We start from the raw sequence: 19,369 nt of genomic DNA, 5'->3' as shown, positions 1-19,369 counted from the left end.
AAACACCGCAGGTTACCGCCCGGCCTTTGCGCGGCGCAGCAAAAGAAGCAGCCGGTTGAAACTGCTGGTGATTCCTTCCGGATCTTCGCGGCCAAAAAAACCGTCCAGCTCCGGCCACAGTTTCACAGCCTTGTCCAGCACCGTATCATTACCCTCAGCATAGAGACCAGCCCTGATCATCACTTCCGACTGTTCATAAGCGCCTAAGAATTTGCGCACATCCTGGATTGCCGTGTTTTCATCGGCAGTGGCCGCAGCAGGCAGACTGCGGGACACTGAGCGTGAGACGTCGATCGCCGGGAACCTGCCGCGTTCGGCGATTTCACGGTTCAGTACAATATGACCGTCCAAAACACCGCGAAGAATATCTGCAATCGGCTCATCCATGTCGGAACCGGCCACCAGGACGCTGAACACGGCGGTGATATCCCCCTGCCCGTCTGCGCCCGGGCCAGCCCGCTCGCACAGGCCGGTGATCAGCGGTGTTACGGATGGAGGGTATCCGCGCAAGGCAGGTGCTTCGCCCGAGGCCGCCGAAATCTCCCGGTGCGCCTCGGCGAAACGGGTAACCGAGTCGGCAAGGAACAGAACATTCTTACCCTGATCGCGGAAATGCTCGGCAACTGTCATGGCGGCCCAGGCGCAGCGGCGGCGGACCAGCGCGGACTGATCGGACGTGGCAGCCACCACAACGGCCCGGCGCATGCCATCGGGTCCCAGAACCTGTTCGACAAAGTGATTCACCTCCCGGCCGCGTTCCCCGATCAACGCCATGACCACCACATCCGCTTCCATGCTTTGGGCCAATTTTGCCAACAGCGACGATTTCCCGACGCCGGAACCCGCAAAAAGACCCACCCTTTGGCCGCGCACAATTGGGAGAATCGTGTTCAATACCGCCTGTCCGGTCGCCAAACGTTCCCCCATCGGCCGCCTGCCAGCGGCTTTGGGCGGGGACGCCATCAGATCCCGCGGCGCGGATCCTGGCAGCAAAGGGCGGCCATCCAGCGGCTCGCCAAAAGGATCAATCACCCTGCCAATCCAGTGATCGCTGGGCAAGAACTCCGGCGAAGGGTGCAGCACAACTGGATCGCCAACCGCGGCGCCATCTGGCGCCCTGTCAGGTAACATACTGATATTACTATTGCTAATCTTCAAGACTTCGCCATGCAACTCGTTTTGCGGGCCGCGGCGCAGCACCAGCCTGTCACCGATCCGCGCGACCGCAGCCAGCCCGCTGACTTCGATTTCCCCGCCAGAGATCCCGGTAACCCTGCCTACCTGTGTTGCCAGACGTTTTCCGGCTATTTGACGGGTCAGCGCTTGCAGCTCTGCTTTCATTGCAGCGGCCTCCATTGATGTCCTGAAAACAATTTCTAAAGGAATCGGGGTTAAGCCTTGATTGAAATCGATCAAGGGAGAAGCCCTGGTGTTCACAGAACTGAACGTATTCAAAATTTCTCATTCCATGGCAGTTCATGCCGGGAAGCGCCAGGCATTGGTGTCCCAGAATATCGCCAACGCCGATACGCCCGGCTACCACGCCAAGGACATCAAGCCATTCAAGGAAATCTTTGCAGCCGGGGCCCGTCCGAGCAGCATGATTGCAACCCGCGGCAGCCATCTCAACGGCACCGCCGGCGATGGTATGGACTGGGCAGTGACCTCAAGCGAGGACGGCAGCGATCCTAATGACAACTCAGTGTCTGTCGAAACCGAACTGCTCAAAGGCGTTGAAGTTTCCCGGCAGCACAAGCGGGCTTTGGCCATCTACAAATCCTCGATGAATGTCCTGCGCGCAAGCCTTGGCAAAACCTGAGGGAGGTGAGAGATGAGTGAATTTTCCAGAGCCCTTTCCGTCACTGCAAGCGGCCTCAAGGCGCAAGCTTCGCGTTTGCGCCACGTGTCGGAAAACATCTCCAACGCTGACACTCCGGGCTATCGGCGCAAGACCGTGCCGTTTGAAGCGGTGCGCGAACTGCAGACCGATGTGGAGCATGTGCGCACCGGCCGGGTCACATTGGACCGCAGCGATCTGGAGGAAGTCTACGACCCTTCGCATCCGATGGCCGATGAAAGCGGGCATTACGACGGCTCCAATGTCGATCTGATGATCGAGATCGCCGACGCCCGTGAAGCCCAGCGAAGCTATGAAGCCAATCTGAAGATGTTCGAGCAGACACGCACGATGTCGGCATCACTCATGGACCTATTGAGACGTTAACTAAAACATTTGGAGATCCAGAATGGATATTCGCAGTCTTTCCGCCGCAACCGGCTATGCCGCTGCCCGACCCGCCACCAAGGCCGATCCCGAATATGCGGGCGCTGGCGCAGGCCCCCGCCTGAAAGAGAGCTTCGAGAATTTCGCGGCGACTCTGCAGCAAAGTGAACAGGTCTCAATGCAGGCGATGACCTCAGGCGCCGACCCGCACGCTCTGGTGCAGGCCCTGGCGCAGACCGAACTGGCAGTCGAAACTGCGGTTACCGTGCGCAACAAGGTCGTCGAAGCTTACCAGGAAATCCTGAGGATGCCGGTTTAAGCCATGATGAGCGAAAGCCTCTTCTATGACACGCTGCGCCAGGCGCTGTGGGCCGCCGTCACCATGTCGACGCCGATTCTGGTAGTTGCACTGGTTGTCGGTCTGGCCATCGGCCTGTTTCAGGCTCTGACATCGGTGCAGGAAATGACCCTGACCTTCGTGCCCAAACTGACAGCGATCCTGGTCGTGTTCTGGATGACAATGGGCTTCATGACACAAACGCTGGTGGCCTTCTTCCACGGCCACGTTGTTCCGATGATTGCCGGAGGTTCGTAATGGAAAATGCAGGCTACGCAACCCTTTCACGCCAAACGGGCTTGATGCGGGAGATGCGCGTCATTGCCAACAATATCGCGAACTCGGCCACCACTGGTTACCGCCAAGAGGGCCTGATCTTCTCGGAGTTCGTGCAGTCCTCGCCTGGCCAGCAGTCGCTGTCAATGTCGCGCGCGAATATCTTCAATACTTCGATGGAGCAGGGCCAGCTGACCAAAACCGGCGGCTCCTTCGATTTTGCGATCGAGGGCGACGCCTTCTTTATGGTGGAAACGCCGCAAGGCGAAAGGCTGACCCGTTCGGGTGCCTTCTCTCCCAATGCTGATGGCGATCTGGTGACCATGGATGGATACCGGGTGCTGGATGCGGGCCGTGCTCCGGTCTTTGTTCCGCCGGATGCCGGCAAGGTCGAAGTCGGGGCTGACGGCTCGCTCAGCGCAAACGGGCGGCTGCTGGGGCAGCTTGGTCTGTTCAAGCCGATGGAGCAGCACGAGCTGGTGCGCGAGGACGGAGTGATGTTCCGCGTCGACGGCGAGATTGAGGACAGTTTTGATGCGAAGGTGCTGCAAGGCTTTCTCGAAGGTTCCAACGTGAATGCAATTTCCGAAGTGACTCGGATGATCGAAGTCCAGCGCGCCTATGAAATGGGCCAAAGCTTTCTGCAGGCGGAAGACGAACGCATCCGCAATGCCATCAAAAACCTGATCAAGACCTAGGAGAATCCAGATGCGTGCCTTGAAAATCGCAGCGACCGGCATGAGCGCTCAGCAATTGCGGGTGGAGACCATCTCCAACAATCTCGCCAATATGAACACCACGGCCTACAACGCCCGGCGCGCCGAGTTTGCCGATCTGCACTATCAGCAGATCTCGCGGGCCGGCAGTGTCAACGCATCGGATGGCACCGTGCTGCCGACCGGCGTGCAGGTTGGCCTGGGTGTGCGCCCCGCCGCCGTTTCGGTGCATTTGTCGCAAGGCGCGCTGCAGCAGACCAACAATGATCTGGATCTCGCCATCGACGGCAAAGGCTACCTTGAGGTCACACTGCCCTCCGGCCAGACCGCCTATACCCGCGACGGCGCGCTGAAACGCTCGGCCGAGGGGCTGATTGTGACGTCGGACGGTTTCGCAGTTTCTCCCGAAGTCACCATTCCCGATGATGCCGTCAGTATCTCGATCAACGCTGAGGGCGAAGTTTACGGGTACTTTGATGAAACCTCGGCAGGCCAGCTGTTGGGCCAGTTCACTCTGGCGGGTTTCACCAACCCCAAAGGGCTTGAGGCGATCGGCAGCAACCTGTTCACCGAAACAGAGGCCTCTGGTGCTGCCACTGTGTCTACGGCCGGCGAAGACGGGCTTGGCACCCTGCGCCAGGGCTATCTGGAGGCCAGTTCGGTGGATGCAGTGCGCGAGGTCACTGAGCTGATCGAAGCGCAGCGAGGCTATGAAATGAATGCCAAGGTCATCTCGGCTGTCGACCAGATGATGGGTGCAACAACACAGGTGCGCTGATGAAACTTGCTCTTGCCTGTCTGACCGCCGCCGCGCTGTGCGCGCCGCCCGCCTGGGCAGAATATTTGATCCCGCTGCGTACGATCCGCGCAAAGGCGATCGTCAATGCCGAAGACCTTGCCCTGAAAAAAGGCGAGATCCTTGGTGCCCTGTCAAACCCGGCAGCGGTTGTCGGTCAAGAAGCGCGCGTCGCCCTGTACGCCGGACGGCCGTTGCGGGCTGGCGACATCGGCCCGCCGGCCATCATTGAACGCAATGACCTGGTCACTTTGACCTTCCGCCAGGGGGGCCTGACCATTGCCGCCGAAGGCCGCGCCCTGGGACGCGGCGCTGCAGGTGAGCCAGTCCGGGTCATGAATCTTAATTCCCGCACCACCGTAACCGGGCGGATCGCGGCAGACGGTTCCGTTGAGGTAAACTGATGAAAAAGAAATTTTCCCCCGTCAAACCGTTGCTGTTCGGGCTCGTCCTTCTGGGTGCCTGCGGCCGGATGGATCATATGGGCAAACCACCCTCTTTCACCCCGGCCAATGAAAGCTCTGAGCATGTTGCGATGCTGTACCAGGGGCTGCCTGCGCAGACACAGAGCCGGCGCACCGTTGATGGCGCTTCACTGTGGAGTGGCTCGCAGCAATCATTGCTGGGCGACCGCCGTGCGATCAAGCGCGGTGATATCCTGACGGTAGTGATCGAGATCGATGAGGAGGCGGAGATTTCCAACGACACCCAGCGGTCGCGCTCGGGGTCCGAAAGCCTGAACATGCCGCATCTTCTTGGCCTGCCGCAGCGTCTTGACAGAAAGCTGCCGGAAGGCGCCACGTCTGCCGAAGCGGTGGAACTGGGCAGTTCCAGTTCTGCGGGCGGAAAAGGATCCGTCAAGCGCAGCGAAAAGCTGGAGCTGCGGGTTGCGGCGACCGTTGTCGATGTTCTGCCCAACGGCGTGCTGGCTATCAGCGGCACCCAGGAGCTGCGGGTGAATTTCGAACTGCGCGAGCTTTTGGTGACCGGCTATGTCCGGCCTCAAGACATCAGCCGCCAGAACGAGATCACCTATGACAAGATCGCCTCGGCCCGTGTGTCCTATGGCGGCCGTGGCCAAATCACCGACGTTCAGCAGCCGCGCTACGGCCAGCAGCTGCTCGACGCCATTCTGCCGTTCTGAGGATTGCCATGCTGTCTAAACTCCTTCCAGTCATCCTGCTGATCATCGGCACCGGGGGCGGCATTGGTGCCGGCATCATGCTGGCGCCTCCGCCTGAAGAAAATCAAGCCGCAGCCGGAGGCGAGGCCGCGCCAGCCCCGGAAGAGGCAGAAGTGGAAACCGCCGAAGAAAGCGAAGAGAACCAGCGCGAATACATCAAAGTCGGCGACCAGTTTGTGGTGCCGATTGTGGAGCGCGACCAGATGACATCCCTGGTGGTGATCTCGCTCAGCCTTGAGGTCAAGAAAGGCATTGCCGAGAAAGTGCATTCCTACGCGCCCAAGTTGCGGGATGTCTTCCTGCAAGTTCTCTTCGACCACGCCAATATGGGCGGTTTCCGCGGGGCGTTTACCCGCTCAGATGTCTTGGAGCCCCTGCGCACAGCGCTGCGCGAGGCGGCACAGAAACATATCGGCAAAGGTGTCTATGACGTTTTGATCATGGAGATATCGCGGCAGGACGTCTGACACGCGAGCGGCAGACCCATTCTAGGTAAGGCCGGTCCTGCAAGGGACCGGCCTTTTTGGTTTACACCAGACTCAAGGTATCTCAGCCGTCCAACAGCCGGTCCATGAAGGCCTTTGCTTGCTCCGCCTTGTGCCGCTTGCGTTCGGAAGCCGCCATGGTTTCCACCGCGTGTTTGCGCCCAAAGGCTTTGCGCAGCTGATCCATCATCCGCAGCTTTTGTGCCGTGGCCTGCGCCAGCTCCAGGTTCAATTGGCGCCGGGTGCGGGTATGCCAGCCCTGCCACAACAGATCTGCCCCCAAAGCCTTCATTGTGTGATCGCTGTCTGCCTGTTCCCGGACTGTCTGCACTTGGCTGTTCAGCTTAGCCAACTGGCCGCGAAGCTGCGCCTCCCGGGCCAGAGCCGGCTGTATTTTCGCATGTTCCTGCATATACTGCGCGGCAGTCACTGCCGCCATCTGATCCAGCATCTTCTGCTTCATGTGATTTTTCCTTTAGCACGCTTGCGCATCTCTTCGGCAAATCGGATGGCCGCCGCCACCGGTGCGTAATGCTCTTCCAGAATTTCGCCGCCGATCTCAATCGTGGCATGCAATGCCCGCGCCGTCGGCGGATCACTGTGAATCGGAACGCCGTTTTCATTGGCAACACGCCGGATCGCCGCGGCAACTTCATCAACCCCCTTGGCAACGCAGACAGGCGCGGAACCCTTTTCGCGGCTCCATTGCAGCGCCACCGCATAATGAGTCGGGTTGACAACCACTACGTCGGCTTTGGGCACATCGGCCATCATTTGCCCCATCGCGATCTGCTGGCCGCGCTGACGGCGCTGGCCTTTCATATGGGGATCGCCTTCGGATTCTTTCATTTCGTCCTGGATCTCCTTCCGGGACATCATGTTCTTGCGGTGGTGTTCCGCATGTTGAAAGGCAGCATCCACAATACCGATCGATAGCGCGATGAGCAGCGCCAAAAACAAAAACTCCATCGCCAGCTGCGCCAGCATCAAGACAACTGACTGCGGGCCAGTGCCGGACGAAGCGATCATGTCCGGAAGCCGGTAAGACAGGTAGACGCCCAGACAGATCGAATAGAGCACCAGCTTCACAAAACTTTTGAAAAACTCGAACAGCCCGGATCTGCCAAATTTATTCTTGGCTCCCGAGATGAGAGAAATACGAGACAGCTTTGGCTCCAGCTTACTGGGCGCAAAAACCAGCGCACGCTGTCCGACAATCGACAGCAGAACCAATGCAAAGGGAACCAGAAACCATGGCAGCGCAGGGCGCACCGCACTTCCGATGAACCCGCCCACAGGTGCCGCAGCCGGCCCTTCAAAGAACAGCGGGGCCAGCTTGTCCGGCTGGTCCAGAAAGGCCATCAGAGCAGTGCCTATCCCCTCAACGCTGCTGCTGCCGGCAGTGTAGACTGCTATGATCAGACCCAGATAGGCGGCGGCGACGGACAGATCCGTAGATTTGGCAACTTCGCCTTTCTCCCGGGCCTTGCGAAGTTTCTGTTCCGTCGGCTCGAATGATTTGTCTGAATCGTCGTCCTGGCCGCTCATGGCATGCCGCCTCCAGGATTCGACATAAAGGTCATCAGAGCCCTGGACCAAACATCCAGGATCATCGGACTGCCGACCATCAGGATAAACAGACCGCCGAAGGTAATCGCCGGCGCGCCGACCATGGCCACCATCAGCTGCGGCATAGCCCGGTTAATCACGCCCAGCGCCAAGTTGTAAATCACCGCTGTAATGACAAAAGGCGCCGCCAGTGTGAACGCCAGCGAAAAGCTTTGCGAAACCCGGTACACCCCCCATTCCGCCAACCCGGAAGCCGCAGGAAACTGACCAGCAGGAAACAGCTGGTAAGAGCCAATAAGCAATTCCGCCGCCCGGATATGCAGACCCATCATGACAGCAAGGGTCACACCGGAAATCATCAGAACGGCACCCAGAGCCGGCATCGGCTCTGCGCCAATGCCGCCCAGAACCTGTGACAACGACGTGCTTTGCGCCGCCATTGTACCGGCCGTCTGCAGCGCCAAAACAAAGATCCGGACACCAATACCCATTGCCAGGCCGATGATCGCTTCGGCAACAGCAATCCGGGCAAATTCTATGGCTCCATCCGGCTCTGGAAGGGCCGGAAGTGCAGGCGCCACCACAAAAGTAAAGGCCGCAGCAACTGCAAGTTTGACCCGGGTGGGGACATACAGCTCACCCACCGCAGGCAGCACCGATACCATGGCCGACACCCGCAGAAATACGATTGCAGCATGCCAGAATCCTGCCCCCAGCAGCACTATAAGCTCTGGCGGCAGAAAGTTCAGGTTCATGCTTGCACCATTCCAACCAGGGCAGGCCGCGCTTCAAGGCCGATTTCTTCGAAAGACAGAACCGGGTTGGTGATGCCCCGTGATTTCAGAATGGTCTTCAGGTAACGGCGGCGGCGGGTCGATGTCACCACCGCGGCAAACACACCTTGGTCGGTGATTGCCGACAGCTTCTCGGTCAGCCCATCCGCAAGCATATTGAACAAGTCGGGCGGCAAGGCTATGTCCAACCCGGCACCCTGCGCATCCACTTGATACGTCGAAAACTTGTCTTCCCACTCCGGCGCCAGTTGGATCAACGGAATGGTCCCGTCCTCGCGTTTCATCTCGGCCACCAGCTGGAACCCCAGCCGCTGGCGCACATGTTCACAGATCAGCTCGGGCTGGGTGGTGTGCTGCCGGGCTTCGGCAATCGTTTCCAAGATCAGCGGCATATTGCGGATGGAAACCCGCTCCTCCAGCAGCAGACGCAACACCGAGTGAAGCGTATCCATCGGAACCTTGTCCGGCACCAGCGCATCCAGCAGCTTGCGGTTCGCCTCAGACCGGAAGTTATCAGAAAGCTGCGTCATCTCATCCAACAGGCGGCGCAGCGATTTAAGTGTCAGCAAGCGGGAGAAATTCTGTTTGATGATCTCCAGCAGGTGGGTTGCCAGGATTTCCGGCGGTGTGACCACAGTAGCCCCGGCCAAGGCAGCCTGTTCCTGCGACTTGGCAGAGATCCAGCGGGCCGGCGCGCCGTAGACCGGCTCTGTCACATCAGTGCCGGGCGGCAGCGCGTCATGATTGTCCGGCATCAAGGCCAGAACCATATCGGGATGCAAAGTGCCGCGCACCTGCTCAACCCCCTGCACTTTTACCACATAGGTGCCTCTTTCCAGCTCATGCTGATCGGTCAGCCGGATTTCCGGCAGGATCAGGCCAAAGGTGGTGGCAATATGGGACCGCATGTTGGCAATGCGGGCATCAAGCCCGGTGCCAGCATCAAGCACCATGCTGACCAGATCCGGGGAAAACTCCAAATGCAGATCATCCAGATCCAAAATATCTCCCAATGGCCGGGTTGCAGTAGGGTCTGCAGCTTCTTCGATCTTTTCCTCAATCTCCGCCTCTGCGTCGTCCTGCTTCTTCTTTGCCATCCGGAAAGCTGCGTAGCCCAGCACGCTGCCACCGGTCACAAAGGGCAGAAATGGCAGACCGGGAACCAGTGCAAACAAGACCATCAGCACGGCAACAGTTGTCAGCGCGGCGGGATGGCGGCCGAATTGCTCGAACAGGGCAGTATCGGTGGCGCCGGTGGTACCGCCGCGAGCCAGCAGCAGCGCCGCGGCAATTGAAATGATCACTGATGGGATCTGCGACACCAGGCCGTCGCCCACAGTCAGGATGGCATAGGTTTCAAACGCGCTGCCAACAGGCATGCCATGGACCAGAACGCCCATGATCAGCCCCATGACCAAGTTCAGCAAGGTGATCAAAAGCCCGGCAATGGCGTCGCCTTTGACAAATTTCGACGCGCCGTCGAGCGATCCAAAGAAAGTGGTTTCCTGCTGATCACGCTCACGGCGTTCCTTGGCGGTCTGGTGGTCGATGGCACCGGCTGACATGTCGGCGTCGATCGCCAGCTGTTTGCCTGGCATACCATCCAGTGCAAAACGGGCGCCCACTTCGGCCATCCGGGCGGCCCCTTTTGTGATCACCATGAAATTAACGATCAACAGCACTCCGAACACCACAAGACCCAGGAATACGCTGCCCCCCATCACGAACTGGGCGAAACCTTCGATCACATTGCCGGCCGCGTCGGTGCCGGAATGCCCCTGGCCGATGATCAGTTTGGTGGAGGATATATTCAGTGACAGCCGAAGCATCAGCGAGGCCAGAAGGATCGTCGGAAAAGAGGAAAAATCCAGCGGCCGTTCGATGAACAGAGTGATGGTGAAGATCAGGATGGCAAGCCCAAAGGAGGCCGCCAGGCCAACATCCAGAACCCAGGCAGGCATCGGCAGGATCATCATTACAATGATCGCCATCAACGCCAGCGCCAGCAGGACGGTCGGACTGAATAGTTGTTCAGTGGTAAGCTTAGGCACAGTTCAGGCCCCGCAAATTTCTAGATTCAAACTGATGGAATGCCTGGATAGGTGCCCAAGGGCCCAATCTGAAGCGCATGTCCGTTTTCCGAGGCTTTGTCAGCACCTGCGGTTGCCGCGCAAATAGCCGTCTTCCAGCCAACCGGTGCCGACGATCAGGCTTTGCGATACCGGTTGCCGGCAGTCGGAGCCTGTCAATCTTTATCAAGAGAGGATTCAGAACGGCACTCGGTACTGAGCGCGTCCTGAACTCTGCGCCTATTGCGCGCAGAATCAGCCCTTTCAGGCAAAGTAAAATATAGTTTTCCGGCATTCTGCCCGTTCCAAATCAGGATTCACCCGATCATCACGTTATCGGCAGCCCGTTGACAAAGTGTTATCAGCGCAAACAAAGGCCGCCCTTGATCCGGGCGGCCTTTGTTTGTGTGAACATTCTGTCAGATCACTGAAAATACTAAGGGCTTTCCAAGTCTGTGCCAACTTTGTTCAAGAGATCAGCAATGCCGCCACGTGTGCCTGCACTGCTTTCAACCAAGGCCCGTGCGTGAGCCAGCGGAGACAGGCCCTCTGGATCTTGCGCGGTTTCGCCAATTTGCGTGGTGACAGAGGCAACGGCACCGAATTGCGCGTCATCTCCAGTCTCCATCGCTTCGATGGCTCCCAAGTTTTCGGAATGCCAGAACCCGCGGGCTGCTGCGTCGGCCTCATCTTCCGCAAGAAGGTACTCTCCGGCCCGGTCATATTCACCATTGCGCCACAAGGCTGCCGCACGCATCCGGTTGGCTTCGGAACCTTCCAGCCCCATCAACTCAACAAGGGCCCGATGCGGTTTGTCCAACTCCAACGCGGCCTCGGCCATCATCAGGCGGCGGGCTTCGTTTTCCGGCTCCAGCGCAAGCTTGGTTAGCAGGCCCTGTGCTTGTTCGGCAAACCCAAGATCCAGCAGCCTGCGGGCGACGGCCGGTGCTACCGATGCGGCTTCCGTCGCGCTTGCCTGGCTGGAGAAAACCAGTGAGTACTGCAAAAATGTCACGTCATCCGCACGTTCCGCCAACAGCAGCATCAACGGCTCCAGCGCCGCCGACCGTGCATTCGGGCCGTCTTGTTCAGACAGGCTGTTCAGTTCTTGAAATGCATCCTGAAACTGCCCCATCAGGGCTAGAGAGGCCACCTGCGCCTGACGCAACTCTGCTCCGAGCTTTGTATCGCGGTTTTCAAGTTCATAGGAGGCAATCAAATCCGGCACGTCAGGAGACAGCGCCTTGCGCTCCTTGACGCTGAGAGCAACCAGATCGATCAGTGCGGCCGGTGCATTTCCGTTCCGTTCTGCAACCTCGCTGGTCAGCTCTTCGGCCACCTTTTCGGTATCGCCTGCCAATTCGGCAATCGCCGCCTCAGCAAGGTTGATTTCCGGAACGTCCTCAACCCCGGTCCGGTCAACTGCTCTCAGCACTGCCTCGGCGATATGGTTATCTCCGGCTTCGGCAAACATCTTGCTGATCCGAGGCCCCAGGTGCACCCGCAGGTGAGTCGGCATTTTGGAAAACGCTTGCTGAATAGCGTCGGTGTTGGCGCTCTTCTTGACCAGACCATCCGCCAAAGCGCCCCACAGGGCACTGTCGCCTTCGCAGCCTTGCTGTCCTGATAACGGGTGATTAACCGGCAGAACCGCTCCATCCATCAGCATCGCCATTGCCTCGAGAAAGGCTATATCCGGCGCATCCTGATTTTCTGGAGGGAGAATAGTCAAAATGGAGCGGGCTTCGGCGCCAAAGCCGAAGTAGAGATACATCCGTGCGAGCGTAAAAACACTTGCTGGATTCACATCATCAAATTCCCGGACCAATGCGCTGCGCACCGGTGCCATCTGATCCGCAAACGAGCTTTCATTGCCCCAGGAATGGATGGCAACATCACGGTCTTGCAAACAATGCTCCGCTTCTCCGCTGCCATCAGTCAGGGCAGCCATTAGCCCGGTTTCACGATCGATTGCAGAGGTCACAGAAATGTGGTCCAAAGGGTTCAACGGCCTGTCTGTACGGCCCAGAGGATCCAATACAACAGCGCTATCCGCACCAGCAAGCCCATTTGCCGCCACACTCAAAAGTCCTTGATTTGCAGCCCGTCCGATCTGTTGCAGCAACCGTTGCTCGGAATCTTTGACCGCTGCCGCACGCTCAGTTTCTTCCATGCTGAGCAGCACTCTGGTCTCAGGGAGCCCGGAATCCGCATTGGCTTCAGCGGTTTCTGCCTGAACCGGAAAGCTGTTGCCATCCAACGGCAAAGCAACTTCCACAGCTTCTTCTTGCTGTTTGGCTGCGCCCGGTTCAGGCGCTTCTTCAGTGTCCTGCGGCCGGACTGTTTGCGCCGGATCCGCACGACCCGCGACCGCCGCAGCCAATTCCAGCGCCATCCGCGCGTCAGCTGCGGCCGATTGAGAGAAACTGAACCTGTAACCGCTCTGTGTGGCCTGAGGAGTGAGTGGCAGAATACTGCTGGTAGCAGAATACTGCCTCTGTGTTTCCGGTTTGCCGCCATCACGTATATCAAGCACCAAGTAGCCATTCTTCTGAACATAAGACGTGACCGTGCAGTCACAGCCTAGCTGCAATCGAAGCGGCTGACCTGGCCCGTTCTGCACGAGTGATTGCAGGCGGGTGCGAGGGATCAGGTTGAAGACACGTGACGTATCGAAAACTGCCTGTGGCGCGTCAATGTTCACTGTCGCCGTCGTGCCGCTTTGAGCCAGCGACCAATCCGCGCCATCCGGCAGGCGCATCACCAGGCGGGTGAAGCCGTTGTGCTCTCCTGACCGGGTCACAATTGTCTGCGCCTGGACAGCTCCTGCCGTCAGAAGCACGGCTGCAGTGGCAAGTGCTCGCCAAATCATGCTGCGTCCTGTTTCACCGATTTGAGGGCTTCTTCAAGTTCAGCGAAGCCGGGACGGAAATGCGAAGGTGTGTTCTGGCGCCCGACTTCGATGCAGATTGCTGCTGCATGGTTGTGCAGATTGGCCACCAAAACCTCACGGATAAGCTGATAAAAATGCGCGTCTTCCTCGGTTACCGCTTTTACCTTGGTCGCAAAGGGACCCACGAGGCCATAAGCCAGGAACACGCCAAGAAAGGTACCAACCAGAGCGCCGCCAATCAGCTTGCCCAGAACTTCCGGGGGCTGGTCGATGGACCCCATGGTTTTGATGATGCCAAGCACCGCCGCAACAATTCCCAGTGCCGGCAACCCGTCTGCCAGGGTTTGCAAAGCGTGGCTGGAGTGCATTGCATGATGCAGGTTGGCCTCCATGCGCTTTTCCAGCACTTCTTCCACCTGATGCGGATCGTCATAGTTCATCGAGGCCGACCGCATGGTGTCGCAAATCAGGTTCACCGTTTCCTTGTCAGCCAGAATCTTGGGGTACTTATTGAAAACAGAGGAGTTTTCGGGGTCTTCGATGTGTTGCTCCACTTCAACCGGATTCGCCCGCGCGATCCGGATCAGGGCAAACAGAAGGCACAGCAGGTCGCGGTAATCGTCCGGCTTCCACTTCGGGCCCTTGAAGACCTTACCGACGTCCTTCAACGTATGCTTGATGCCGCCCATGTCATTGCCGATCAGAAAAGCACCGGCTCCGGCACCGCCGATCATCATCAGCTCAAAGGGCATGGCCTTAATAATGATCGCCATCTTGCCGCCGGCCAGGAGATAGCCGCCGAACACCATGACAAAGATCACCACTATGCCTACAATCCCGATCATGGGTCCACTCCGAATTCCATTGGTTTTTATTAGCTTAGGCGAGTCTTCCTAAGGAAAGACTAAACGGCGGCGGCCGAATTACTCCTTCGGCACTGCTCCGTTACGTCCAGCCAAAACAACGCTGATAGTATAGGCGGCTTCCGGGCTCAGCCCTGCCATGATTCCCGCCGCAGCCTCGGGCTGCATCCGGGCGAGGAAACCGGCCGCAAAGGCAGGGTCCATTTCCTCAAACAACGCCGCGGCTTCTTTGGGTTTCATCTGTTCATAGACCGACGTCAGACGTGTCACATCCGCTTCGGTCGCACCATCCGCCAAGGCGAGGGTTGCCCGTAAATTCTCTTCTGCCTGTTCCAGCGAAGCCAGTTTCTTGTCGATTGCCTGATCGGCAATTTCCAGGGCCTTCATCCGGTCCTGAATTTCCGCTTCACGGGCGGCCAGGGCCTGTTCCCGTTCCTTGAAGGCTGCCAGCATCGTTTGCAGCTCTGCAGAAGTGGGCATCGAGTCGCGCTGCGGCTCCCCCTTATGAGGTTGCGCTTCGCCACCGGGTTCCTGCAGACTGGCCACTTCACGGGCAATTGCAGGCCCCGCTTCAAGAGCCAGCCGCACAGCAGCAGAGCCCATCAGCAGCACCGCCAGCATCATCAATGTGCCACTGCGCCGGAACCGCCTGGTTTTCTTTGCTGCCTTTGCCATTACGCCACCCGATTCTGGCTGCGGTTATGCCGGACGAACATCAAGCCGGAAGGCTTTGCGTCATCCTGCTCTTCGGCAGACGGCTGCGAATCGGCCTCGTATGCGGCAGCCATCGCGTCGTCCTCGGCCGAAGATTTGGCTGCCGGAGCCTCAGTTCCGGCCTCGGGGATGTCATGCATGGACGCCATCATCAGCTCCAGCCGCTGCGCCACGGTTTCAGCCCGGCCCGTCAGTTGCTGCAGCGCCTTGCTGGAGCCATCAGAGATCTGTTGCGCCGATTGCAGTGATTTGTTCAGATCATCGACCTGGGCAGACAGGACGGCAACTGCACCACCCACGCCTTTTTCCAAATCATTGAACCGCTTCAGCCTGCGCGACAGCACCAGACAGTAAAATCCGGCACCCAGCGCACCGGCCGCAAGCAGGATATCAGCAATAATTTCCATCCTGTCCTCCTAGTTCAGTACGAAATCCATAATCAGCAGATCACGCACCCGGCCCTGGCCGGTTGCAATATTGATCCGCCGCAGCATCTGCGCCCTCAGTTTCGGCAGCGCCATTGGATCAGTCAGATCCTCTAGCTCCAGTGCTCTCAGGTAGCTGTTCAGGACATCGATAACCCGCGGCAGGATTTTTTCGACTTCGGCCTGGTGGGCCAAGTCGACCTCTAGTTGCGCGCGGAACCGTAAATGCTTGATACCGCTGGCTTTACGCAGGGTAATCACAATCGGGTCCATTTCGATAAAGGCAAGATTGGCGATATCCTCCGCCGTCTCACCACTGTCCACGCCTTCTGGCGCCACTTCGGCCGCAGGCGCCGGTTCCGGCGCCGCTTTCTGACCAAAGGGAAGAAGGCCTGACTGAACGGCAAAGAATCCGCCGCCGCCGCCTGCCAATGCCAGCACCACCCCGATAATCAGGGGCAGTTTGCTTTTCTTGGCCGGGGCTTCTGCTTCCGTATCTAATGCAGCGTCTGTCATGGCTATCCCTAAAACGTCGTGCAGCATCTTCATAACCTGCGAGGAACTAACCGAATGTTAAGGCCGATCCGTCAAAAAGGTTGCACGCCGGAGAGAACGCCGGTGCGACGGAGGTTAATGTGCAGCAGATCAAGAATGTCTGGGCTGAAATGGACATGCGAAAGCGTCTGATAGCCGTGGGTGCCACGGTAATCATGATTCTCAGCGTGATCGCGATGTCCCATGTGGCAAGCAAGCCAACAATGACACTGCTCTATGCCGGGCTGGAAAGCGGCTCGGCCGGAGATGTGGTGCGGGCGCTGGAACAGCGCGGTGCCCAATATGAAGTGCGTGGCAGCTCAATCTACGTGCCGTCAACGCAGCGTGACGAACTTCGGATGACATTGGCCAGCGAAGGCCTGCCCGCCAATGGCGGCAAAGGGTACGAGCTGCTCGATTCGCTCAGTGGCTTTGGCACCACCTCGCAGATGTTCGACGCCGCTTATTGGCGGGCAAAGGAAGGCGAGCTGGCCCGCACTATTGTTGGCAGCCCGCATGTAAGCCAGGCACGGGTGCATATCGCAAATGCCGGCTCGAACCCCTTTCAGCGCACCGTAGAACCCACCGCGTCGGTTTCAGTCGTGCCGATGGGATCCCCAGTAACACCTGCACAAGCCAACGCGATTCGCTTCCTCATTTCGTCTGCCGTCACCGGCCTTGCCGTTGAAAACGTCGCAGTGATTGATGCCAACGGCGCGTTGATCGGGTCTTCGGATGCCACTGCAGCCGCCGGTGCCGGAACCGATGACCGGTCCCAGACGCTTCGCGAACGTGTCATGCGCTTGGTTGAGGCACGCGTCGGCCAGGGAAATGCCGTGGTCGAAGTGAGTGTCGCGACCGTCACCGACACCGAATCAATCCGGGAAAAGCGGGTGGACCCGAAAAGCCGTGTCGCCGTCAGCACTGACGTCGAGGAACGGGCCGACTCCTCTACCAACCAATCCGGAGAGGTCACGGTTGCCTCCAACATTCCCGACGGCGACGCGGCCTCAGGCCAGGGATCAAAAGCCAATACCAGCGCCACCCGGGAGCGAATCAATTATGAAATCTCGGAAACCGAGAAAGAGATCCTCCGCGGTCCCGGGGCCATCAAGCGCCTGACTGTTGCAGTGCTGGTCAATGGCTCTGCAGTGACAAATGACGCAGGTGAAACTGTATTCCAGCCCCGGCCGGAGGACGAATTGGCCGCATTGCGGGAGCTGATTTCCGCCGCTGTCGGTTTTGACGCGGACCGCGGGGATGTGATTACGCTCAAGTCCATGGACTTGCCGACAGTGGAACCGCAGGGCTCCGTGGCCACCGCAGGGTTCATGGACAACCTCTACTTTGATGCCATGTCGCTGATCCAGCTCGCGGCTCTGGCCCTGGTCAGCCTGATCCTAGGCCTGTTCGTTGTGCGTCCCATTTTGTCGAATCAGGCGGCTCCCGTAGCAGCGCTGTCCGGTCCGGATGGTGGCGGGCTGCCCGGGCTGCCAGGTGTTGGCGGCGACGGGTTCATGACGGCCCCGGATCTTGGTGCGGGACTCGCACTTGAGGGTGAAATTGAAAACAACGAAACCGGACAGTTCGAACCATTGGGCGACCTGCCTGCCATGGGAACTGGCGGTGACATGATGGGAGCGGCCGGTTTTCCGGCACTGGGCGGTGGCATGGATGACCCGGTCGACCGTTTGCGCAACTTGATTGGCGAGCGTCAGGAAGAAACCGTGCAGATCCTGCGCGGCTGGCTGGAAGAAAACAAGGAGCAAGCCTGATGACGATTGCACATTTGCTCGAAGACTTCGGAATGAACACCTCGGCAGAGCCTGCCCTGCCCGCAGTTTCCGAGGAGCTTATTGAAGAACAGCGGCTGGTCTCCTTTGAGAACGGCTACAGCGCCGGCTGGGATGATGCCGTGACAGCCAAAGATCAGGAAAGCAGCCGGATATCGGCAGAGCTGGCCAATTCTTTGGAAGATCTCAGCTTCACCTATCACGAAGCACAAAGCCAGTTGCTCGATTCACTGGACCCGATGTTCAAGGTGCTGACCAGTGCAGTGCTGCCGGACGCGATGGCTGCCTCTTTTGGGCATCATATTGTCGATCAGCTTGCTGATATGGCCAAAGGCCAGACCGATCAGCCAATGCAGATTGTGGTCGCTCCAGGGGAGGCGGCACCGGTGCGCAGCTTGCTGCCGGACAATTTCTCCGTTCCAGTCACCGTGCAAGAAGACAGTGTGCTGTCTCCCGGCCAGGCCTATCTGGGCATTGGCAGCACGGAATGCGAAATCAATTGCGACGCCCTTCTAGAATCGATCCAGGACTCGATTGAGGCCTTCACCTATCACGCGAAAGAGGACAGCCAGTATGGATGACGCTGCCGACCTGAACATGAAATCCGCTGATGCAAACAATCCCTTTGTTTCGGTTCCCGTCGAAGTGGTTGTCTCGGTCGGCAAAGCCCGGCCGCTGATCCGTGATCTGGTCAGCCTTGGCGAAAATGCGATTCTCACATTGGATAAGCGGGTCGAAGACCCCGTGGATCTTTACGTCGGCGACCGGCTGGTCGCCCGGGGCCAGCTCGAAGAGCTGGAGGGAGATCAGGCTGGCCAGCTGGCCGTGCGCCTGACAGAAATTGCGGATCTTCAAAGCGGTTTGGGATGACACACAAGACTATTGTGCGGGCGGCCCTGGCTGCAGCAATCCTGCTGGCCATGCCGCAAACCGCCCTGGCTCAAGAACTGAGCCTTTCGCTGGCAGACGGCGAGTCGATCTCTGCCCGTTCAATCCAGCTAATACTGCTGATTACCGTGCTCAGCCTGGCACCTGGCCTGCTGATCATGATCACCTGTTTTCCATTCCTGGTGACCGTGCTATCGATTCTGCGCCAAGGCATCGGGCTGCAGCAGGCACCGCCCAACATGCTGATCATCAGCCTGGCGCTGTTCCTGACCTATTTTGTGATGGAACCAGTTTTTACCGAAGCCTGGACCACTGGCATCAATCCGCTTCTGGAAGAACGACTGGAACCAGGCGAAGCCATCACCCGCAGCTTGGAACCCTTCCGTGCCTTCATGGCCAACCGGCTGGATCCGGACACATTTTATGCAATTGCAGACCTCAGGCCGGAAACCCAGGGCATGGACCCCGTGCCCGAAGCGCCTCTATCGGCGCTGGTTCCAAGCTTCCTGCTGTCGGAAATTTCACGCGCCTTTCAAATCGGATTTCTCGTCTTCTTGCCTTTCCTGGTTATCGACCTGGTTGTGGCCGCGGTCCTGATGTCCATGGGGATGATGATGGTGCCGCCCGCCATCGTGTCCCTGCCCTTCAAACTGGCATTTTTTGTAGTTGCAGATGGCTGGAGCTTGATCGCCACCGCTCTGGTACGCAGCTACTACCCCTGACCCCTTCCAATGACCTGGCGTAAGCCCCGGCATCTATGTAGTGCCCGGGCTTTCTCCAGATTCCAGATCACAGTAACTGTCCACAAGC

Annotated in this window: 23 protein-coding genes; 13 read left to right on the top strand and 10 right to left on the bottom strand. The window is 58.6% G+C overall.

All coding sequences use genetic code 11. From position 1 onward, the window contains the following. Positions 1 to 12: 12 nt before the first annotated feature. Positions 13 to 1,341: a FliI/YscN family ATPase gene (locus AQUI_RS0108245; protein ID WP_027257095.1), complete on the bottom strand. Its 1,329-nt coding sequence runs from the start codon at positions 1,339 to 1,341 to the stop codon at positions 13 to 15. 88 nt (positions 1,342 to 1,429) lie between these two features. Between AQUI_RS0108245 and AQUI_RS0108240 the strand changes: the two genes are divergently transcribed. From AQUI_RS0108240 to AQUI_RS0108200, 9 genes are read left to right on the top strand one after another with little or no spacing between them, the layout of a single operon-like run. Beyond that, positions 1,430 to 1,819 (top strand): FlgB family protein, encoded by a 390-nt coding sequence (locus AQUI_RS0108240; RefSeq protein WP_027257094.1) that lies wholly within the window; start codon positions 1,430 to 1,432, stop codon positions 1,817 to 1,819. A gap of 12 nt (positions 1,820 to 1,831) precedes the next feature. Continuing rightward, complete coding sequence (gene flgC, locus AQUI_RS0108235; RefSeq protein WP_024092263.1) at positions 1,832 to 2,224, top strand: flagellar basal body rod protein FlgC; 393 nt, start codon at positions 1,832 to 1,834, stop codon at positions 2,222 to 2,224. Positions 2,225 to 2,246: 22 nt separating this feature from the next. Then, complete coding sequence (gene fliE, locus AQUI_RS0108230) at positions 2,247 to 2,543, top strand: flagellar hook-basal body complex protein FliE (protein ID WP_027257093.1); 297 nt, start codon at positions 2,247 to 2,249, stop codon at positions 2,541 to 2,543. A 3-nt stretch (positions 2,544 to 2,546) separates the two neighbouring features. Further along, on the top strand, positions 2,547 to 2,819 hold the full coding sequence (locus AQUI_RS0108225) for a flagellar biosynthetic protein FliQ (RefSeq protein WP_027257092.1): 273 nt from the start codon (positions 2,547 to 2,549) through the stop codon (positions 2,817 to 2,819). Next, positions 2,819 to 3,535 (top strand): flagellar hook-basal body complex protein, encoded by a 717-nt coding sequence (locus tag AQUI_RS0108220; protein WP_027257091.1) that lies wholly within the window; start codon positions 2,819 to 2,821, stop codon positions 3,533 to 3,535. Before AQUI_RS0108225 ends, AQUI_RS0108220 begins: the two co-directional genes overlap by 1 nt. Positions 3,536 to 3,545: 10 nt before the next feature. Continuing rightward, positions 3,546 to 4,331: a flagellar basal-body rod protein FlgG gene (gene flgG / locus AQUI_RS0108215; RefSeq protein WP_027257090.1), complete on the top strand. Its 786-nt coding sequence runs from the start codon at positions 3,546 to 3,548 to the stop codon at positions 4,329 to 4,331. Then, the gene (flgA, locus tag AQUI_RS0108210; RefSeq protein ID WP_035919862.1) at positions 4,331 to 4,753 is read left to right on the top strand and encodes a flagellar basal body P-ring formation chaperone FlgA; all 423 of its coding nucleotides are present in this window, start codon (positions 4,331 to 4,333) and stop codon (positions 4,751 to 4,753) included. Before flgG ends, flgA begins: the two co-directional genes overlap by 1 nt. Beyond that, entirely contained in the window at positions 4,753 to 5,493 is a 741-nt protein-coding gene (gene flgH / locus AQUI_RS0108205; protein ID WP_027257088.1) for a flagellar basal body L-ring protein FlgH, read from the top strand. Before flgA ends, flgH begins: the two co-directional genes overlap by 1 nt. An 8-nt stretch (positions 5,494 to 5,501) precedes the next feature. Beyond that, positions 5,502 to 5,999 (top strand): flagellar basal body-associated FliL family protein, encoded by a 498-nt coding sequence (locus AQUI_RS0108200; RefSeq protein ID WP_027257087.1) that lies wholly within the window; start codon positions 5,502 to 5,504, stop codon positions 5,997 to 5,999. Positions 6,000 to 6,081: 82 nt separating this feature from the next. Here the strand turns inward: AQUI_RS0108200 and AQUI_RS0108195 are convergent, their stop codons facing one another. The 9 genes from AQUI_RS0108195 to AQUI_RS0108155 all read right to left on the bottom strand — a co-directional run bounded on the left by AQUI_RS0108195 (position 6,082) and on the right by AQUI_RS0108155 (position 15,860). Further along, positions 6,082 to 6,480: a hypothetical protein gene (locus AQUI_RS0108195; protein ID WP_027257086.1), complete on the bottom strand. Its 399-nt coding sequence runs from the start codon at positions 6,478 to 6,480 to the stop codon at positions 6,082 to 6,084. Further along, entirely contained in the window at positions 6,477 to 7,565 is a 1,089-nt protein-coding gene (flhB, locus tag AQUI_RS0108190) for a flagellar type III secretion system protein FlhB (RefSeq protein WP_027257085.1), read from the bottom strand. Before flhB ends, AQUI_RS0108195 begins: the two co-directional genes overlap by 4 nt. Next, entirely contained in the window at positions 7,562 to 8,341 is a 780-nt protein-coding gene (locus tag AQUI_RS0108185) for a flagellar biosynthetic protein FliR (protein ID WP_027257084.1), read from the bottom strand. Before AQUI_RS0108185 ends, flhB begins: the two co-directional genes overlap by 4 nt. Next, positions 8,338 to 10,371: a flagellar biosynthesis protein FlhA gene (gene flhA, locus AQUI_RS0108180; RefSeq protein ID WP_425411835.1), complete on the bottom strand. Its 2,034-nt coding sequence runs from the start codon at positions 10,369 to 10,371 to the stop codon at positions 8,338 to 8,340. Before flhA ends, AQUI_RS0108185 begins: the two co-directional genes overlap by 4 nt. 514 nt (positions 10,372 to 10,885) lie before the next feature. Continuing rightward, complete coding sequence (locus AQUI_RS0108175) at positions 10,886 to 13,321, bottom strand: hypothetical protein (protein WP_027257082.1); 2,436 nt, start codon at positions 13,319 to 13,321, stop codon at positions 10,886 to 10,888. Beyond that, positions 13,318 to 14,187 carry a flagellar motor stator protein MotA gene (gene motA / locus AQUI_RS0108170; protein ID WP_027257081.1) on the bottom strand — a complete coding sequence of 290 codons (870 nt, stop codon included), beginning with the start codon at positions 14,185 to 14,187 and terminating at the stop codon, positions 13,318 to 13,320. Before motA ends, AQUI_RS0108175 begins: the two co-directional genes overlap by 4 nt. A gap of 78 nt (positions 14,188 to 14,265) precedes the next feature. Beyond that, positions 14,266 to 14,880: a MotE family protein gene (locus tag AQUI_RS0108165; protein WP_027257080.1), complete on the bottom strand. Its 615-nt coding sequence runs from the start codon at positions 14,878 to 14,880 to the stop codon at positions 14,266 to 14,268. Next, positions 14,880 to 15,326 (bottom strand): hypothetical protein, encoded by a 447-nt coding sequence (locus tag AQUI_RS0108160; RefSeq protein ID WP_027257079.1) that lies wholly within the window; start codon positions 15,324 to 15,326, stop codon positions 14,880 to 14,882. Before AQUI_RS0108160 ends, AQUI_RS0108165 begins: the two co-directional genes overlap by 1 nt. Positions 15,327 to 15,335: 9 nt before the next feature. After that, positions 15,336 to 15,860, bottom strand: a complete 525-nt coding sequence (locus tag AQUI_RS0108155; protein WP_027257078.1) for a flagellar basal body-associated FliL family protein — start codon at positions 15,858 to 15,860, stop codon at positions 15,336 to 15,338. A gap of 119 nt (positions 15,861 to 15,979) precedes the next feature. Between AQUI_RS0108155 and fliF the strand changes: the two genes are divergently transcribed. From fliF to fliP, 4 genes are read left to right on the top strand one after another with little or no spacing between them, the layout of a single operon-like run. Next, positions 15,980 to 17,653, top strand: a complete 1,674-nt coding sequence (fliF, locus tag AQUI_RS0108150; protein WP_027257077.1) for a flagellar basal-body MS-ring/collar protein FliF — start codon at positions 15,980 to 15,982, stop codon at positions 17,651 to 17,653. Continuing rightward, entirely contained in the window at positions 17,653 to 18,252 is a 600-nt protein-coding gene (locus tag AQUI_RS0108145) for a hypothetical protein (protein WP_027257076.1), read from the top strand. Before fliF ends, AQUI_RS0108145 begins: the two co-directional genes overlap by 1 nt. Next, positions 18,245 to 18,541, top strand: coding sequence for a FliM/FliN family flagellar motor switch protein (locus AQUI_RS0108140; RefSeq protein ID WP_027257075.1), 297 nt, complete (start codon positions 18,245 to 18,247; stop codon positions 18,539 to 18,541). The genes AQUI_RS0108145 and AQUI_RS0108140 overlap by 8 nt, the downstream gene beginning before the upstream one ends. Next, positions 18,538 to 19,281, top strand: a complete 744-nt coding sequence (gene fliP, locus AQUI_RS0108135; RefSeq protein ID WP_027257074.1) for a flagellar type III secretion system pore protein FliP — start codon at positions 18,538 to 18,540, stop codon at positions 19,279 to 19,281. Before AQUI_RS0108140 ends, fliP begins: the two co-directional genes overlap by 4 nt. Positions 19,282 to 19,369 lie beyond the last annotated feature (88 nt).

Origin of the sequence: Leisingera aquimarina DSM 24565 (assembly GCF_000473165.1) — a bacterium.
Classification (GTDB): domain Bacteria; phylum Pseudomonadota; class Alphaproteobacteria; order Rhodobacterales; family Rhodobacteraceae; genus Leisingera; species Leisingera aquimarina.
This window is presented reverse-complemented; position numbering and strand designations above follow the sequence as displayed.

What these genes read in the sequence shown, in the direction of transcription:
- AQUI_RS0108245 (WP_027257095.1), bottom strand. Translation starts at nt 1,341, where the DNA reads ATGAAAGCAGAGCTGCAAGCGCTGACCCGTCAAATAGCCGGAAAACGT.
- flgC (WP_024092263.1), top strand. Translation starts at nt 1,832, where the DNA reads ATGAGTGAATTTTCCAGAGCCCTTTCCGTCACTGCAAGCGGCCTCAAG.
- fliE (WP_027257093.1), top strand. Translation starts at nt 2,247, where the DNA reads ATGGATATTCGCAGTCTTTCCGCCGCAACCGGCTATGCCGCTGCCCGA.
- AQUI_RS0108225 (WP_027257092.1), top strand. Translation starts at nt 2,547, where the DNA reads ATGATGAGCGAAAGCCTCTTCTATGACACGCTGCGCCAGGCGCTGTGG.
- AQUI_RS0108220 (WP_027257091.1), top strand. Translation starts at nt 2,819, where the DNA reads ATGGAAAATGCAGGCTACGCAACCCTTTCACGCCAAACGGGCTTGATG.
- flgG (WP_027257090.1), top strand. Translation starts at nt 3,546, where the DNA reads ATGCGTGCCTTGAAAATCGCAGCGACCGGCATGAGCGCTCAGCAATTG.
- flgA (WP_035919862.1), top strand. Translation starts at nt 4,331, where the DNA reads ATGAAACTTGCTCTTGCCTGTCTGACCGCCGCCGCGCTGTGCGCGCCG.
- flgH (WP_027257088.1), top strand. Translation starts at nt 4,753, where the DNA reads ATGAAAAAGAAATTTTCCCCCGTCAAACCGTTGCTGTTCGGGCTCGTC.
- AQUI_RS0108200 (WP_027257087.1), top strand. Translation starts at nt 5,502, where the DNA reads ATGCTGTCTAAACTCCTTCCAGTCATCCTGCTGATCATCGGCACCGGG.
- AQUI_RS0108195 (WP_027257086.1), bottom strand. Translation starts at nt 6,480, where the DNA reads ATGAAGCAGAAGATGCTGGATCAGATGGCGGCAGTGACTGCCGCGCAG.
- flhB (WP_027257085.1), bottom strand. Translation starts at nt 7,565, where the DNA reads ATGAGCGGCCAGGACGACGATTCAGACAAATCATTCGAGCCGACGGAA.
- AQUI_RS0108185 (WP_027257084.1), bottom strand. Translation starts at nt 8,341, where the DNA reads ATGAACCTGAACTTTCTGCCGCCAGAGCTTATAGTGCTGCTGGGGGCA.
- flhA (WP_425411835.1), bottom strand. Translation starts at nt 10,371, where the DNA reads ATGGCGATCATTGTAATGATGATCCTGCCGATGCCTGCCTGGGTTCTG.
- AQUI_RS0108175 (WP_027257082.1), bottom strand. Translation starts at nt 13,321, where the DNA reads ATGATTTGGCGAGCACTTGCCACTGCAGCCGTGCTTCTGACGGCAGGA.
- motA (WP_027257081.1), bottom strand. Translation starts at nt 14,187, where the DNA reads ATGATCGGGATTGTAGGCATAGTGGTGATCTTTGTCATGGTGTTCGGC.
- AQUI_RS0108165 (WP_027257080.1), bottom strand. Translation starts at nt 14,880, where the DNA reads ATGGCAAAGGCAGCAAAGAAAACCAGGCGGTTCCGGCGCAGTGGCACA.
- AQUI_RS0108160 (WP_027257079.1), bottom strand. Translation starts at nt 15,326, where the DNA reads ATGGAAATTATTGCTGATATCCTGCTTGCGGCCGGTGCGCTGGGTGCC.
- AQUI_RS0108155 (WP_027257078.1), bottom strand. Translation starts at nt 15,860, where the DNA reads ATGACAGACGCTGCATTAGATACGGAAGCAGAAGCCCCGGCCAAGAAA.
- AQUI_RS0108145 (WP_027257076.1), top strand. Translation starts at nt 17,653, where the DNA reads ATGACGATTGCACATTTGCTCGAAGACTTCGGAATGAACACCTCGGCA.
- AQUI_RS0108140 (WP_027257075.1), top strand. Translation starts at nt 18,245, where the DNA reads ATGGATGACGCTGCCGACCTGAACATGAAATCCGCTGATGCAAACAAT.
- fliP (WP_027257074.1), top strand. Translation starts at nt 18,538, where the DNA reads ATGACACACAAGACTATTGTGCGGGCGGCCCTGGCTGCAGCAATCCTG.